Origin of the sequence: Streptomyces sp. NPDC021012, from assembly GCF_044333355.1 — a bacterium.
Taxonomy (GTDB): Bacteria; Actinomycetota; Actinomycetes; order Streptomycetales; family Streptomycetaceae; genus Streptomyces.
On sequence record NZ_JBIRQU010000002.1, the window covers coordinates 323,682 to 339,893 of the forward strand.

Consider the following 16,212-nt stretch of genomic DNA (forward strand, 5'->3'; position numbering starts at 1 on the left):
CCGGGTGGCGACCCGTCGCCACCCGGACCGATGATCACATCGCGCCTCGGTGTACGACCCTACTGGGCGCTCTCGGAGCGGAGCGGCGCGCCCACCTCGTGCAGGTGGCCGAGGGCCTGGCGGTACGAGTCCACGAAACCGGTCTCCGTGTACGGGACGGCAAGCGCCGCGCAGTGGGCCCGGACGGCGGGCTGCGCCAGGCGGAGGTTGGGGCGCGGCATGCTCGGGAAGAGGTGGTGCTCGACCTGGTAGTTGAGCCCGCCGAGGAACCAGTCGGTCAGCGCGCCGCCCCGGATGTTGCGCGAGGTGAGCACCTGGCGCCGCAGATGCCCCCAGCTGTCGCCGTCCGCGTGCTCGTCGGGCCGTTCCATGCCCTTGTGGTTGGGGGCGAAGGCCATGCCGAGGTGCACGCCCAGGAGCATCTGGTGGACGAGGGCGAAGACGAGGGCCTGGGCGGGCGTCAGGAACGCGAGGAGCAGCGCCGCGTATCCGGCGAAGTGAGCGAGGAGGAGGGCGCCTTCGACGAGCCGCTCGCGCCGGGTGCGGCACGGGCCGTCCTTCGCGAGCAGCGCCTGGACCCCGTACGCCTTGAGCGCGATGCCCTCCAGGGTGGTCAGCGGGAAGAACAGCCAGGCCTGGTGGCGGGTGAGGAAGCCGCGCAGGCCCGTGCGGCCCGTCGTCTGGTGCTCGGCGAAGACGAGGATGTCGGCGGCGACGTCCGGGTCCTTGTCGAGGTGGTTGGGGTTGGCGTGGTGGCGGTTGTGCTTGTCGTTCCACCACTCCCGGCTCATGCCGAGGAGGAGGTTGGCGTGGACGAGCTGGAGGATCCGGCTCGCCTTGCGGTTCGCGGTGATCTGGGCGTGACCGGCGTCGTGACCGACGAAGGCGGCGCGCGCGGAGAACAGGGCGAGGGGCAGCGCGAGCGGCAGCGCCCACCAGGAGGGCCCGATCAGCGCGAGCCCGGCCACCACGGCGGCGATGCCGAGGAGGTTGACGACGATCCCCCGGGCGTACCAGCCGGGGCGGTGGTCGAGGAGACCCTGTTCCCTGACCGTCCGCAGGAGCGGGCTGAACTCGCTGCCGCCCCTGGCGCGGGCGGGCGCCGCGACGGGTGCGGCGGCCGGGGGCAGGACGGTGGCCTGGGACATGGCGGGCTCCGGATTCTGTGGGTCGGTGGGGCGGGTTCTCGTTCGCTGGGCGCCTGTGGAGAACGTACGGATCGGTGATCGTCCCGGGCCATGGCGTCACCACCCGTCCACCGCCGGGGGCGCACCGGGGGGCGGGGGTGGGGCGAGCCCCACCCCTCGGCGGGCATGACGTGGATCACATCGAGCGGGAGCGCTTCCGGCGGATGCGTGGGGTATCCTCGGCGACTCGGTCTCCAGGTAGTCAAATTTGAGGAATGCGTTGTCGCTCTCGCACGGACTCGATGATTCGGCCCGCGAACCCGCCCCCCAGGACCCCTCCCCCTCGCTCGAACTCCTCCGTCACTCCGCCGTCTTCCTGCCCGCCGACCCGCCGCGCGCCGGCCGGATCGCCTTCTGGTCACCGGACGGCGAGCCGCTGCCGGGCGACACGACGATCACCGTCGTCGAGGACGACGGCCTCCGGACCGTGGCCGTCCCCGCCCGGAGCCTGTCCGTACGGGACGCCCTGCCGTTGCTCGCCCGTGGCCGGTTCTCGGACGCCGCCCCCGCCTCGACCGCCTTCTGGGGTGCCGCCGCCCTCCTCGCCCTCGACCTGGTCGCGCGCGGCCTGCTGCTCCCCGGCGTCACGCCCGGCGACCACGACGCGTGGCGCGTCGGGCCCCTCGGCCCCGGGGAGCTGGCCGAACTCCGCACGCTCGCCGCGTCGATGCCGCCCGCCGCGCACGCCGTCCCGCTGCCCGGTTCCGGCGACGGGCCGTTGCTGCTGCCCGAGCCCGAGGCGCTGCTCCGCGCCTTCGCCGACGCGGTGGCCGACACCCTGCCCCGTACCCCGGCGGCGCCGCTCGCGGCCGGCGGGTCCGCCTTCGCGGCCGACGCGCCGCAGACCGTCCCCGAACAGCGGGCGTGGGCCGCCGACGTGGCGGCGGTCCACGACGCGGGCGTGCGGCTCTCGCTCCGGCTCGAACTGCCCGGCTTCACCGCGGAGGCGCGGGAGGCGCCCGGCTTCCGGGCGGTGCTCCAACTGCACGGGGTGGCCGACCCGACCCTGGTCGCGGACGCGGCGGAGGTGTGGGCGGGCTCCGGCCGGGCCGGGACCGCCTTCGGCCCCCGGGCCCGGATGGACACCCTCCTCGCCCTCCGGCGCGCCGCACGTGCCTGGCCCCCGCTGTCCCCGCTCCTGTCGGCGGCCGTACCCGACACCGTCGAACTCGCCGACGAGGAGGTCACGGAGCTCCTGGGCCCCGCGGCCGAGGCCCTCGCGGCGTCGGGCGTCCAGGTCCACTGGCCGCGCGAGCTCGCCGACCGACTGACCGCCCGCGCGGTCATCGGCCCGCAGGAAGCCGGAGGCCCTGCCGGGGACTTCGGACCCACCGGGGGCTTCGGACCTGCCGGAGGCTTCGGACCCGCCAGGGCCCTCGGACCCGCCGGCGATGTCGCGGACGCGACGGACTCCAGCGATGCCGCCCGCGCCTCCGCGCTGCCCTCCTTCCTCGCCGCGGACTCCCTGCTCGCCTTCAACTGGCGCTTCGCCGTCGGCGACCACGAGCTCACCCGCGCCGAGCTGGACCGGCTCGCCGAGGCCGGACGACCGCTCGTACGGCTGCGCGACCACTGGGTCCTCGTCGATCCGGCCGAGGTGCGCCGGGCCCGCACCCAACAGGACCGCAAGGTCACGCCGGTGGACGCCCTCTCGGCGGTGCTCACCGGCACGACCGAGGTCGACGGCCGCCCCGTCGAGGTGGCGGCGACGGGCTGGCTGGAGCGGCTGCGGGAGCGGCTCGCGGCACCCGAGGGCGACCGGCCGGAGATCGAACAGCCGCCGGCGCTCGCCGCGACCCTGCGCGACTACCAGCTGCGCGGACTGGACTGGCTCCACCGGATGACCTCGCTCGGCCTCGGCGGCTGCCTCGCCGACGACATGGGCCTCGGCAAGACGATCACGGTCATCGCCCTGCATCTGCACCGGCAGGACGACCCCGCCTCCGCCGGACCGACCCTCGTCGTCTGCCCGACCTCGCTCATGGGCAACTGGCAGCGGGAGATCGAGAAGTTCGCGCCCGGCACCCCGGTGCACCGCTTCCACGGCGCGGACCGTGACCTGGAGGAGCTCGCCGACGGCGGCTTCGTGCTCACCACGTACGGCACCATGCGACTCGACGCCGAGCGGCTCGCCGCCCGGAACTGGGGGCTCGTCGTCGCGGACGAGGCCCAGCACGTCAAGAACCCGTACTCGGCGACGGCGCGTCAACTGCGGACCATCGGGGCACGCGCGCGCGTGGCGCTGTCCGGCACGCCGGTGGAGAACAACCTCTCCGAGCTGTGGGCGATCCTCGACTGGACCACGCCGGGGCTCCTCGGCAGCCTGGGCGCCTTCCGGACCCGCTTCGCCGCGGCCGTCGAGGGAGGGAGGGACCCGGCCGCCGCCGAGCGGCTCGCCGCGCTCGTGCGCCCCTTCCTGCTGCGGCGGCGCAAGTCCGATCCCGGCATCGCCCCCGAGCTGCCGCCGAAGACCGAGACCGACCGGACCGTCTCCCTGACGCCCGAGCAGACCGGCCTGTACGAGGCGGTGGTACGGGAGACGCTCGCGGCGATCTCCGAGGCCGACGGCATGGAGCGCCGGGGCCTCGTCGTGAAGCTCCTGACGGGCCTCAAGCAGATCTGCAACCACCCCGCCCAGTACCTCAAGGAGGAGCGGCCGAGGATCGAGGGCCGCTCGGGCAAGCTGGAGCTGCTCGACGAGCTCCTCGACACGATCCTCGCCGAGGGCGCGTGCACCCTGGTCTTCACCCAGTACGTGGGGATGGCCCGGCTCCTGGAGGCGCATCTCGCGGCGCGGGGCGTGCGGACGCAGTTCCTGCACGGCGGCACGCCGGTCGCCGAGCGCGAGGCGATGGTCGCCCGCTTCCAGAGCGGGGACGTCCCGGTCTTCCTGCTCTCCCTGAAGGCCGCCGGGACGGGGCTCAACCTGACCCGCGCCGAACACGTCGTGCACTACGACCGCTGGTGGAACCCGGCCGTGGAGGCACAGGCCACCGACCGCGCGTACCGGATCGGGCAGGACCGGCCGGTGCAGGTCCACCGCCTGATCGCCGAGGGCACGATCGAGGACCGGATCGCCGCGATGCTCGACCGCAAGCGCGAGCTGGCGGACACCGTCCTCGGGACCGGCGGGGACGCGCCGCCGGAGCTGACCGAACTGACCGATGCCGAACTGGCGGAGCTGGTGCGACTGCGAGGGGACGGACGATGAGCGGGTACGGACAGGGGCTCGGGCCGGGATACGGGTACGGGGACGAGGAGCGGACGTTCGAGGCGCTGCCGCCGGCACAGGGCGGTGCGTTCACCCGCACCTGGTGGGGACGGGCGTGGCTGAAGGCCCTGGAGGACTCCGCGCTCGACGGGCAGCAGCTCAAGGCGGGACGGCGCCACGCGCGCGCGGGAGCCGTGGGCGCCGTCTCGGTGCGGCCCGGCCGGATCACGGCGATGGTCAAGGACCGCGACGGAACGGCGTACCGGAGCGACGTGCTGGTGCGGGAGTTCTCCGAGGAGCAGTGGGAGCGGCTCCTCGACCTCGCCGTGGACAGCGCGGGCCACATCGCGGCGCTCCTCGACCGCGAGATGCCGCCGCACCTGGTGGAGGACGCCTCGGCGGCGGGGCTCGACCTGCTGCCGGGCATCGGGGATCTGGAGGCGGAGTGCGGCTGCGAGGCCTGGGACCACTGTCCGCACACGGCGGCGCTCTGCTACCAGGTCGCCCGGCTCCTCGACGAGGACCCCTTCGTCCTGCTCCTGATGCGGGGGCGCGGCGAGCGCACCCTCCTGGACCAGCTGCAGGCGCGCAGTGCCTCCCGGGCCGCCGCGCCGTCCGCGCGGGGCGGGGAGGCGGCGGGTGACGGGCCCGAGGGGGCCGGCGGGATGCCCGGCGTGTCGGCCGAGGAGGCGTTCGCGGCGGCCTTCCTCGTGCCGCCGCTGCCCGCCCCACCGGTCGCCCCGTCCGCGCCGGGCCGGTCGCCCTCCCTGGACACGGACACCCCGCCGGAGCCGGGGGTCGACCCCGCCGCGCTGGAGTTCCTGGCGGCGGACGCCGCCACGCGCGCGTACCGGCTGCTCGGCGAGCTGTCGGGCGGGGAGGGCGGCGCTCTGCCGGGCGGAGAAGGCGGCACGCATGGCGGCGCGACGGTTCCGGCCGAGGCATGCCTTCCTCACCCTCCACGTCTGACGGTCGCTCAGGACGCGGTCCGGCTCGCGATGGGCGATCCCGTTCCCTGGATCGCGGCGCGGCTCGCCTCCGGTTCGGGCCGGTCCCGGGCGGAGCTGGACCTGGCCACGCGCGCGTGGCGGTTCGGGGGCGCCGCCGCCCTCTCCGTACTGGACGAGGAGTGGACGCCGGACGCCGAGGCGCTGGAGCGGGCCGGGGTCCGGCTCGCCGGGGCCTGGGCCGACGACGAGCGGCCGGCGCTGCGGCGTACGGGCGGCGCGCGGTGGACGGTCGTGGGCGCGGAGGCGCAACTGCGGCTCGGCGAGGACGGGCGTTGGTGGCCGTATCTGAAGGCCGGGGCCCGCTGGGCCCCGGCCGGCCCGCCGGACAACGACCCGGCGGCGGCCCTGACGACGGCGTTCGCCGTCGGCACTACAGGAGCCGGTGCTACAGGAGCCGGTGGTTGAGCGTGCCGCTGGTGGTGGCCAGGCTGCAGGCGGCGGTGTCCGCGCCGAGGAGCTGACTCGTCCGGTACGGGTACTGGACGAAGGTCGTCCAGCGCGTGCCGAGCGGCTGCCGGGCGGCCTTGCGGCGGAGCGGTTCGCGGCAGAGCAGGGTGGCCGCCTCGCGTACCGCCTCATCGGTGGCGAAGGTGCCGACCAGGCGGGGCCGGGCGACGAGTTCGGCGCGGTGCGGCGTGTCGCAGTCGCGTCGGAGGGCGGTGCCCGGCGCGTCGCGGTCGATGTCGAAGCAGTCGCCGACGCGCAGCGCGTCGAAGGGGACGTGCCGCCCGGAGGGGGTGGCGCCGGTCGAGGGGCCGGTGTGCGCGGGGGCGGTGCTCCCAGACCGGGACGGGACGGGAGAAGTGCTCTCCCGGGGCTGCCCCGCACGGTCCTCGGGCACGGCGCGCGTCGGCGTGCCGCCCGTGGCCGTGGTGCCCGTGGTCGTGGTGCCCGTGGTCGTGGTGCCCGTCGGTGTTCCCGCGCTCGGCGTGTCGGCCGTCCCGACTCCGGCCGTCGGAGCGGGGGCGGCCGGTCCCGTACCGCTGGTGACGACGGGGGACGGTACGCCGACCGGGTCCCCGCCCGGCCGCCCGTCGGCCAGTCCGCCGCCCTCCGCGCCGCCTTGGGCGCCCAGGAAGGCGCCGGCCACCAGGGCGGCCGTCAGTAGCGGCACGAGCGGCACGCCGAACCAGCGGGCGCGGCGCGCCTCCGGTCCGGGCCGGGGCGCGCCGAGACGCACGAAGCGGGCCGACCAGCCGGACTCGGCGTCGGGCGCGTCGGGCTCGACCGCGAGGGGTTCAACCGGACGGGACCGGATCGCGCCGGCCGCGCCCGGGCCGGGCGCGGCCGCATCGGGCGCTGACGTGCTGAGCGTTGACCTCCTGGGCACGGTCGCACCAGGTGCTGTCGGGCTCGGCGAGGAGTCCGCGCCGGTGGGGCCGGACGCTCCCGGCTCTCCGGGCGTGTCGGGCTTGTCGGACGCGCCCGGGCGGTCCGGGTCGGGCGGAGGAGTGACGGTCGACGGGTGGGGCACAGGGACCAGGTTCACCGCTCGGCGGCGGCGCTGCCAGCGATTACCGGCCACCGGACGCGACCTGTACAGAATCGTGACGATCGTCGACCGCCTACTCCCCCGCCACGGCCCCCGCCCCGTCACCACCACCGCCCCGCCACAGCTGCCTACAGGCCGAGCTGACGCTCCGCGCCCTCGACCGTCTGGGCGAGGAGCACGGCGATGGTCATGGGGCCGACACCGCCGGGGACGGGGGTGATGAGGGAGGCGCGCTCGGCGGCCGACGCGAAGTCGACGTCGCCGATGTTGCCCGGGTTGTAGCCGGCGTCGATGACGACGGCGCCCGGCTTGATGTCCTCGCCCTTGATGAAGTTGGGCTTGCCGACGGCGGCGACGAGGACGTCGGCCTCGCGGACGACCGAGGAGAGGTCCTGGGTGCGGGAGTGGCAGTAGGTGACGGTGGCGTCGCGGCCGAGGAGCAGCAGGCCGGCCGGCTTGCCCAGGATGGCGCTGCGGCCGACGACGACCGCGCGCTTGCCGCTGAGCTCGACGTCGTACGCGTCGAGGAGACGCATGATGCCGCCGGGCGTGCAGGAGACGAAGCCGGGCAGCCCGAAGCCCATGGCGGCGAAGGAGGCCATGGTGACGCCGTCGACGTCCTTCTCGGGGGCGATGGCCTCGAAGGCGGCGCGCTCGTCGATGTGCGGGCCGACCGGGTGCTGGAGCAGGATGCCGTGGACCTCGGGGTCCTCGGACAGGGCGGTGATGGCGGCGACGAGCTCCTCGGTCGTCGTCTCGGCGGGCAGCTCGACGTGCTTGGAGCGGATTCCGGCCTTCGCGCAGCGGTTCTGCTTCATCTTCACGTACGTGACGGAGGCCGGGTCCGCGCCGACCAGGACGGTCGCGAGACACGGGGTGACGCCGGTGCGGCGGGTGATCTCGGCGGCTCGGGCGGCGGTCTCCTCGACCGTGCGGCGGGCGAGGGCCGTACCGTCCATGAGGGTGGCGGTGCTGGTGGACATGGCAACTCCTGGGCGTCGTCTCTGACCGGTTTCTCGCCCAGGCGCACGGCATCGGCACGGTCGCGCCGCCGGGGCGCGCTCCGCCGGGCCGCTCCCCGGTGGTGATCCACCTCAAGCGCCAGTCACGGCCCGAGGGCCACTCTACGTGAGGGGGCGGGGGCCGGTCCCGGACAGGGTGCATATGCCGGGGTGCGAGGTGGCTTGTCGGCGGCCCCCGGGCGCACCACGATGAGCGCGACGGGCCGGGACGACCTCGACGAGGAGGCCGAGTTGAGCAATGCGTGGGTGGTCGGGGAGCCACGGAGGGAACGGGAACCGGCGGCGAAAGTCGATCCGTACGGGAAGGCCCACCCTCACGCGGCGGGGACGGGCCGGGGCGCGGAGGCCGGCTCGGGGAGCGCGAGGGTCGCCCCGGGGAACACGGAGCCGGATCCAGGGAACACCAAGATCGACCCGGGCAGCACGGAGATCGACCTGGACGGGGAAAGCGGCCCGCGCGCCCGACCGGCCCGCCCGCTGGTGGCCGCGTCCTGGCACCGTTCGGTACGCGCGCGCGTGAGCCCCGACGGGGCGGCGCGGGTGGAACTGGACGAGGCCGAGCTCGCCGCGTACCGGGAGGCCCATCCCCTCTCCGCGGCGATGCCGGTGATCCGGGAGCTGATGGGGGCGTACGCGACGGACGGGGAGCATCTCCTCGCGGTCTGCGACGCCGCCGGGCGGATGCTCTGGGTCGAGGGGCATCCGGGCACCCTGCGCAAGGCCCGTGCGATGAACTTCGTGGCCGGGGCCCGCTGGTCGGAGGCGGCGGCGGGGACGAACGCGCCGGGCACCGCCCTGGCCGTCGACCGTCCCGTCCAGGTGGTCGCCGCGGAGCACTTCCGGCGTCCGGTGCGGGCGTGGACCTGCGCCGCGGCCCCCGTGCACGACCCGCACAGCGGCCGGGTGCTCGGTGCGGTCGACATCACCGGCGGCGAACGGCTCGCACACCCGCACAGCCTCGGCTTCGTGCAGGCGGTGGCGCGCGCGGCCGAGTCCCAGCTGGCGCTGCTCGGGCCGGCACCGGAGCCGGGACGGCTGCGGCTGTCGGCGCTGGGCCGGGACGAGGCGGTGCTCTCGGTGGGCGGGCGGCGGCTGCGGCTGAGCCGCCGCCACAGCGAGATCCTGGTGATCCTCGCGCACCGCCCGGACGGCGTGGGCGGCGACGAACTCCTCACTCTCCTCTACGAGGACGAGTCGGTCACCCCGGTGACGCTGCGGGCGGAGCTGTCCCGGCTGCGCGCGCTGCTGGGCCCCGACGTGCTGGGGTCGCGGCCGTACCGGCTCGCGGGGGTGGTGGACGCGGACTTCACGACGGTCGACAGACGACTGGCCTCGGGGGCCGTCGCGGCGGCGGCCGGGGAGTACGCGGGCCCGCTGCTGCCCGCGTCGACCGCGCCCGGGGTCGTACGGCTGCGGGAGCGGCTCGCGGACCGGCTGCGGGCGGCCCTGGTGGACCGGCGCGATCCGGGGCTGCTCGCGGACTGGGCGTACAGCGCGTGGGGCGAGGACGACGTGGTCGTGTGGCGGGCGCTGTGCGCCGCGGTTCCGGCGCCCCAGCTCCCTCCCGTACGGGCGAGGCTCGACTCCCTGGAGGCGGAACTGTCCGCCGGTGCAACGGGCTTGCAACGTACGGGGCACCACACTCGGGCGTGAGCGCCGGCCAGGGACGGCCGGCGCGTCCCAGGGAGGCCATGCCCATGACCCGTTACGCCGCACCCGGTACCGAGGGCGCGCTCATGTCGTACCAGGCCCGCTACGACCACTGGATCGGCGGCGAGTACGTCGCCCCGGCGTCCGGCCGCTACTTCGAGAACCCCAGTCCGGTCGACGGCCGCCCCTTCACGGAGGTCGCGCGCGGCACCGCCGAGGACGTGGAACGCGCCCTCGACGCGGCGCATGCGGCCGCCCCGGCGTGGGGGCGGACGGCGCCGGCGGAGCGGGCGGCCGTCCTGCTGAAGATCGCGGACCGCATGGAGAACAGCCTCGAGGCACTGGCGGTCGCCGAAACGTGGGACAACGGCAAGCCGGTCCGGGAGACCCTCGCCGCGGACATCCCGCTCGCCATCGACCACTTCCGCTACTTCGCGGGAGCGCTGCGGGCCCAGGAGGGCGCGCTGAGCGAGATCGACGACGACACGGTCGCGTACCACTTCCACGAGCCGCTGGGCGTCGTCGCGCAGATCATCCCGTGGAACTTCCCGATCCTCATGGCGGTCTGGAAGCTGGCCCCGGCACTGGCCGCCGGCAACGCGGTGATCCTCAAGCCGGCCGAACAGACCCCGGCCTCCGTCCACTTCTGGCTGAGCCTGATCGCCGACCTCCTGCCCCCGGGCGTCCTGAACATCGTCAACGGCTTCGGCGAGGAGGCCGGCAAGCCGCTGGCGTCCAGCCCGCGCGTCGCGAAGATCGCCTTCACCGGCGAGACGACGACAGGTCGCCTCATCATGGGATACGCCTCCGAGAACCTGAAGCCGGTCACCCTCGAACTCGGCGGCAAATCCCCCAACATCTTCTTCGACGACGTGTGGGCGGCGGACGACGACTTCCGCGACAAGGCCCTCGAAGGCTTCACCATGTTCGCCCTCAACCAGGGCGAGGTCTGCACCTGCCCCTCACGCGCCCTCGTCCAGCGCGGCCACTACGCCGAGTTCCTGGAAGCGGCCGTCACCCGCACCGAGAAGATCGTCCCCGGCCACCCCCTCGACACCGACACCATGATCGGCGCCCAGGCCTCCGCCGACCAGCTCCGCAAGATCCTCTCCTACCTGGAGATCGGCCAGCAGGAGGGCGCCAAGATCCTCACCGGCGGCCAGATCGTCGAGCACGGCGGCGAGTTGGCAGGCGGCTACTACGTCCAACCCACCATCTTCGAGGGCGACAACCGCATGCGCATCTTCCAGGAGGAGATCTTCGGCCCCGTCGTCGCCGTCACCTCCTTCACCGACTTCGACGACGCCATCCGCACCGCCAACGACACCCTCTACGGCCTCGGCGCCGGCGTCTGGACCCGCGACACCAACACCGCCTACCGCGCGGGCCGCGCGATCCAGGCGGGCCGCGTCTGGACGAACTGCTACCACGCCTACCCGGCCCACGCCGCCTTCGGCGGCTACAAGCAGTCGGGCATCGGCCGCGAGACCCACAAGATGATGCTGGAGCACTACCAGCAGACGAAGAATCTGCTGGTCAGCTACTCACCGAAGAAGCTCGGGTTCTTCTAGCGGCACGAAAGAAGGCGCCTGACCTGGGGTTTTCTCCGGGTCAGGCGCCCTCTTGGAGTGCACGTCCCCTCCCATAGGGGAGGTGTCGAAATACCCCCCTTCTTCCATTTCATCCCACCGGTATCCCAGTCCTGACCAGCAGTTCCGGGCCATACACGGGCCAGATTGCGGCTCAGCCCTTGGGGCTGCTGTCTTCGCTGCGCCGGCTCCACGCCTGCATCGACTCCTCGATGAGCCGGTTGGAATGCTCCTGAAGACCGTCCAGGAACTTGGCGTAGTACTGGAAGAGCACTTGGATGCTCTGGCCGGCCCGGCGTGCGCATTCGGCAGGATCCACGCCGGAGTGCAGCCAGAACGAGATCCCGGCGTGCCGGAGGTCATAGGGCCCCTTGGCGAGCAGCGTCGGCTGCTCATTGGGAGTCAGGACCTTCTTGGAGGGCGTTTCGTCCCGTTGTTTCATCCCGGATTGCCGGATTGAACGCGGTTCATGTGCCACGCCAGCTCGGGGTGGATTCGGCGGTGAGTCTGCGGGTCATGAGGTTGATCATCGCGAGGTGGATCATGGCTTCGGAGCGGTGTGGGTGGGCTTCGTAGTCGCGGGCGAGGCGGCGGTGGTTCATGAGCCAGCCCAGCGTTCTCTCGACGGTCCATCGACGGGGCAGGACGGCGAATCCCCTGGTCGTGGGGTCGCGGCGGACGATGTGCATGTCGATGCCGAGGGTGGCGGCATGCTCGACGAGGTGCTGGCGGTAGCCGCCGTCGACCCAGGTCTTGCGGACGGTCGGATGCTCGGCGGCGACCCGTTCGATGAGGGTCTGACCGGCGATCGAGTCCTGCACGCTGGCCGCGGTGACCAGGACTCCGAGGAGGAGCCCGACGGTGTCGATGACGATGCCCCGCTTGCGGCCCACGATCTTCTTGCCGGCGTCGATGCCCTGCTCAGAGGTGGGGACGTTGACAGAGGTCTTGATGCTCTGGGAGTCGATGACGCAGGCGGTCGGTTCCTCCTCGCGGCCTTCCTGCCTGCGGACTTGGCGGCGGAGGAGCGTGTTGAGCTGGTCGAAGACGCCTTCTTCCTGCCAGCGGGCGAAGTATGCGTAGACGGTGTTCCAGTGCGGGTAGTCGTGCGGCAGATAGCGCCATGGGATGCCCGTCCGGTTCACATAGAGGACCGCGTCCAGCAGGCTCCGCAGGTCGTGGTCCGGTGGTCGGCCGATGTCCAGGCCGCGGCCGCGGCGCTCGGACCGCCAGGCAGTCAGGACCGGCTCGACCAACTCCCACCGGGCATCGGACAGATCACTGGGATATCGACGGCGTTCAGGCATGAACCCGAACCACCCAGCCGGCCCCGGCGCGCGGACCGGCGCTCGAAGCAAACAGCGCGAAGACCGGCGCCTTGGGACGAAACAGGAGCAGCCAGGCCAAGACGCCCGCCTGACAGCCACTTCCGCATCATCAACCACACCAACCTCATCACTCCCAGCCGATCACAAGCCCATATCGGTGCAAGAGAACGCAATGATGAGCTAAACACCCTCTTGACATCGTTTCTTATGGCGTGATCGTTCGTTGATCCGTGCATGACGGATCTCGTTGAGCGTCTGGTGCCGGACGAGTTGTGGGTGCTGTTCCGGCGGGTGGTGCCCCCGACGGAGGTGATACGTCCGCAGGGCGGTGGCCGGCGCCGGGCCGGTGACCGTGAGGCTCTGGCGGCGATCATCTTCGTGGCGACGTCGGGCCGAACACCGGCGGCAGCTGCCGCCGGTGTTCGGCCCGACCTGGCCCACGATCTACCGTCGGTTCGCTCAGTGGAGCCGGGACCGGGTCTGGGCGAGGCTCTACCGCGTGGTCCTCGACGAGCTCGGAGCGCGGGGCGAGTTGGACTGGTCGCGGTGCGCGATCGACTCGGTCAGTCTGCGGGCGGCAAAAGGGGGCCGCTGACGGGACCGAATCCGACCGACCGCGGCAAGTTGGGATCGAAGATTCATCTGATCTGTGACCAGAACGGACTGCCGCTGTCGCTGGGCATCTCCGGCGCGAACATGCACGACAGTCAGGGTCTGGAGCCGCTCGTCCGCGGCATCCCGCCCGTCCGGTCCCGCCGCGGACCCCGACGCCGGAAGCCGGCGAAACTGCACGCCGACAAGGGCTACGACTACGACCACCTGCGCCGATGGCTCCGCGAGCGCGGGATCCGCCACCGCATCGCCCGCAGGGGCGTCGAGTCCTCACAGCGGCTGGGCCGGCATCGGTGGGTGGTCGAGAGAACCGTGTCCTGGCTGGCCGGCTGCCGCCGGCTCCACCGACGCTACGAACGCAAGGCCGAGCACTTCCTCGCCTTTGTCGGCATAGCCGCGACACTCATCGGCTACCGTCGGCTGACCTCCGGAGGCAAGGCCTGAGCCGGAAAGCCCGATCGCTCGCCTCGCGGCCCATCAACAGTTGCCAAGGTTTCAAGCCGGGCTCCCTCTGGTCCGTGTCGGGATCATGATTGAGGCGCAAGCGGGAACTGGGAGATTCCCAGGTCACCTGCCCTGGGGGAGGGTCTCAGTGAATGATCGGCCAAGGGGTATTCGTCTGGTTGTCTGTTGCCGCCGGAGCGTTCGTCATTGCGGCACTGGCCAGCGTTCTCATAGGCCTGACCGAGGCTCCTGACGACCCTTCGCTCACCGTCAGTGACGTGCAAGGGGTCTGGTCGGCCTCGGACGGTGGGCGGCTGACGGCCAGGGCGGACGGCTCTGCAGAGCTGGAGAAGGTGCCAGATCCCGGGCCGGGTTGCGGGGAGGCTGACAGCAGGGTTCACACCGGTCCGGCAAACTGGGTGTTCGACACATTCCCTGACGAGTCGCCGGGGATCAGACTCGACTATCCCGGTGTCGCCACCGGCCAGACGTGCAGTGTGTACCTCTCCATCTCGATCTCTGATGAGTACGGGACCAAGGGGTTTCTCCCTCACAACGCCGACCAGTGGTACGTGCGCGGCACCACGCATCCGCACTGACCTCAACAACGGACCCCACCAATCCAGACGCCACAAGAAACGACGTCATAGAGGCTGCACGTTCACCGTCGAGGACTGCCACGGAGCCTTCGCCGGTCTGTCCGTGCGGGGCGTGGCCTTCCTCTAGGAGCTCGAGCCCAGGCCGTGGGGCATCTCCGCGACCTTGCGCGACGGCTCCGAAGCCGTGCACGAGCTCCTCCAGCCCCACCGCCAGGATCAGGAACCGGCCGGTGACCACTCCTGACCACAGCCGGTAGGGCGGCCGGGAAGGGTGATCTCGGCCTCCCGACCACCCCGCTGCCCACCAGGGGCGCAGGCACCTGCTGGGCGGGATCGACCCGGGCACTGACTCCGGAGGAGGTCGCCGCAGCCCTCACTGGGCTGCACGCGACCGACCCGGCCACCGTGTTCCTGTCCGCCGCCCCGCATGGCCGGCCCGGGCGTCCCAGCGCTGGCACGAGCGCTGTACGAGGAGCGGACGCCGGCGCGGATACGGTGCATGAGGCGCACCATGTTCGTCCTCCCAGCCGCTCTCGCCCCGGTGGTCCAGGCCGCCGTCGGCGGGGACGCCTCTATGGACCGCGCAAAGGCGATGGGCCAGCTCCGGGACGCGGCCGGCTGGGACGAGGACCGTTACACCGCGGCTGAGCAGGCCCCGTCACCGCGTAGTACATGCAGCCGAAGAACGCCTCCAGATGAGGGGGTCCCACCCGCGTTGCTGAGCAACTGCCGCGGGGAGCCGCGCAACCTGCGCCGGATCGGGAACGGCAGCCGAGTCAGTCTCCTCGTGGACCGCCGGAGCGCCACCTGGACGACCTGTGCTTGGACGATCCGGTGGTCGAGGTGGTCCTGCATGCGCCGGCGACGGCAGCGGGGATCGCTCCGTGTACTGCTCTGGACCGTGGTTCTGACCGGGCTGCAGACCGGGCAGACGCGGCCGGACTGAAGAGATGTCCGGCGGCACCCGGGCATTCGCCTCGCCGTCGCCTCGGTGAAGCCGATACAGACGTGAGCGGCGGTGGGCCTTCGAATGGACCGACAAGGCTTCACGGGCGTGGCCTGCTTGACCGGCCGGGCAGCCGCATGCAGAGTCGGAACGCGGTCCCGTAGCAACGCCTCACCCCTACCGAGCGGCTCTCTGTCCCTACGTGGCGAACAGCGCCAAGACCCAGGAGCGACTGGTCTGATGGTCCTCGACCTGATTGTGATCGGTACGGCCATCACCCTCGGGCCCTTGCACAACAGCGCCTTCATCCTGCTGCTCTCCTCGCGGCGCGGCGTTCGTCAGGGTCTGGCGTTCCTGTTGTCGTGGCTGGCCAACCTGGTCGCGGTGATCGCCCTCGTCGTGCTGCTGACCGGCGGTCAGCCCCCGGCCCGTCACAGCACGCCCTCGACCGCCGCGATCGCCGCGAAACTCGCCATCGGCCTGGCACTGGTGGTGTTCGGCGCGTACCGGCACCGCCGACCGCCCCGCCCGCACGGCCCGCCGCGCTGGGCCGCCCGGATCGACAACGCTTCCCCGGTCGCGGCAGCCGGTCTGGCGTGGCTGTTGCAGCCCTGGGGCCTGGTCGGCGCCGGCGCCGCGACCGCCATCGACGCGGACCTCTCCACCTTGACCGACTGGCTCGTACTGACCGGCTACTGCCTGCTGGCCACACTCAGCCTCATCGTCATGGAGATGTACACGGTCTGGGCGCCCGCGGCCGCGCACGCCCGCTTGAACGCCCTACGGAGCTGGCTGGAGCGGCACCAGGAACAGTTGGTGGTCACGCTCTCCCTGCTGGTCGGCCTGTGGCTGACGGCCCGGAGTGTTTACGAGCTGGTCGCCTGACGCAGGCAGCTGGTGCGTCGCGGCGTCGGCTGGATGGCCGGTCGCCGGTGAGGGCGGGCTGTGAGCCAGTGCGGGCGCGGGAAGACGTTGCAGCAGCCTGCGTGCGCGGGGGCCAGTGGATCCCACGGTCGGGTACGGGGCTGTCGTGCACCACGCGTGGGATCCGACGCCCGCCCGCCCGACGGCTATACCGTCCGAGGGCAGGACAGCACCCTCACTCCACACTCGACCGTAAGG

11 protein-coding genes and 1 pseudogene are annotated in these 16,212 nt (G+C 72.6%); 7 read left to right on the plus strand and 5 right to left on the minus strand.

Features of this window, described 5'->3' with window-relative positions; all coding sequences use genetic code 11:
* Positions 1 to 59: 59 nt before the first annotated feature.
* Positions 60 to 1,148, minus strand: a complete 1,089-nt coding sequence (locus ACH4TP_RS06835) for a fatty acid desaturase family protein (RefSeq protein WP_398436161.1) — start codon at positions 1,146 to 1,148, stop codon at positions 60 to 62.
* Between the two features lie 259 nt (positions 1,149 to 1,407).
* Here ACH4TP_RS06835 and ACH4TP_RS06840 point away from each other — a divergent pair, with 259 nt between their 5' ends.
* Positions 1,408 to 4,398, plus strand: coding sequence for a DEAD/DEAH box helicase (locus tag ACH4TP_RS06840; RefSeq protein ID WP_398436163.1), 2,991 nt, complete (start codon positions 1,408 to 1,410; stop codon positions 4,396 to 4,398).
* On the plus strand, positions 4,395 to 5,813 hold the full coding sequence (locus ACH4TP_RS06845; RefSeq protein ID WP_398436165.1) for an SWF or SNF family helicase: 1,419 nt from the start codon (positions 4,395 to 4,397) through the stop codon (positions 5,811 to 5,813). Before ACH4TP_RS06840 ends, ACH4TP_RS06845 begins: the two co-directional genes overlap by 4 nt.
* Here ACH4TP_RS06845 and ACH4TP_RS06850 read toward each other — a convergent pair.
* Positions 5,794 to 6,738 (minus strand): hypothetical protein, encoded by a 945-nt coding sequence (locus tag ACH4TP_RS06850; protein WP_398436167.1) that lies wholly within the window; start codon positions 6,736 to 6,738, stop codon positions 5,794 to 5,796. The genes ACH4TP_RS06845 and ACH4TP_RS06850 overlap by 20 nt on opposite strands.
* Before the next feature lie 290 nt (positions 6,739 to 7,028).
* On the minus strand, positions 7,029 to 7,883 hold the full coding sequence (locus tag ACH4TP_RS06855) for a bifunctional 5,10-methylenetetrahydrofolate dehydrogenase/5,10-methenyltetrahydrofolate cyclohydrolase (RefSeq protein ID WP_041133111.1): 855 nt from the start codon (positions 7,881 to 7,883) through the stop codon (positions 7,029 to 7,031).
* A gap of 228 nt (positions 7,884 to 8,111) precedes the next feature.
* Here ACH4TP_RS06855 and ACH4TP_RS06860 point away from each other — a divergent pair, with 228 nt between their 5' ends.
* Both ACH4TP_RS06860 and adh read left to right on the plus strand, forming a co-directional pair.
* Positions 8,112 to 9,575, plus strand: a complete 1,464-nt coding sequence (locus ACH4TP_RS06860) for a GAF domain-containing protein (RefSeq protein WP_398436169.1) — start codon at positions 8,112 to 8,114, stop codon at positions 9,573 to 9,575.
* A 44-nt stretch (positions 9,576 to 9,619) separates the two neighbouring features.
* The gene (gene adh, locus ACH4TP_RS06865) at positions 9,620 to 11,143 is read left to right on the plus strand and encodes an aldehyde dehydrogenase (protein ID WP_398179765.1); all 1,524 of its coding nucleotides are present in this window, start codon (positions 9,620 to 9,622) and stop codon (positions 11,141 to 11,143) included.
* Positions 11,144 to 11,315: 172 nt separating this feature from the next.
* On the opposite strand, the gene ACH4TP_RS06870 is transcribed toward adh, so the two are convergent.
* Both ACH4TP_RS06870 and ACH4TP_RS06875 read right to left on the minus strand, forming a co-directional pair.
* A complete protein-coding gene (locus tag ACH4TP_RS06870) occupies positions 11,316 to 11,639 on the minus strand; it encodes a hypothetical protein (RefSeq protein WP_398436171.1) in 324 nt (107 codons plus the stop codon).
* Positions 11,629 to 12,468 (minus strand): IS5 family transposase, encoded by an 840-nt coding sequence (locus tag ACH4TP_RS06875; protein WP_398436173.1) that lies wholly within the window; start codon positions 12,466 to 12,468, stop codon positions 11,629 to 11,631. Before ACH4TP_RS06875 ends, ACH4TP_RS06870 begins: the two co-directional genes overlap by 11 nt.
* 255 nt (positions 12,469 to 12,723) lie before the next feature.
* Here ACH4TP_RS06875 and ACH4TP_RS06880 point away from each other — a divergent pair.
* The 3 genes and pseudogenes from ACH4TP_RS06880 to ACH4TP_RS06890 all read left to right on the plus strand — a co-directional run bounded on the left by ACH4TP_RS06880 (position 12,724) and on the right by ACH4TP_RS06890 (position 15,975).
* Positions 12,724 to 13,545, plus strand: a pseudogene (locus tag ACH4TP_RS06880) (IS5 family transposase).
* Positions 13,546 to 13,697: 152 nt separating this feature from the next.
* Entirely contained in the window at positions 13,698 to 14,144 is a 447-nt protein-coding gene (locus tag ACH4TP_RS06885) for a hypothetical protein (protein WP_398436175.1), read from the plus strand.
* Between the two features lie 1,186 nt (positions 14,145 to 15,330).
* Positions 15,331 to 15,975 (plus strand): GAP family protein, encoded by a 645-nt coding sequence (locus ACH4TP_RS06890; protein WP_398436176.1) that lies wholly within the window; start codon positions 15,331 to 15,333, stop codon positions 15,973 to 15,975.
* The last annotated feature ends 237 nt before the right edge of the window (positions 15,976 to 16,212 follow it).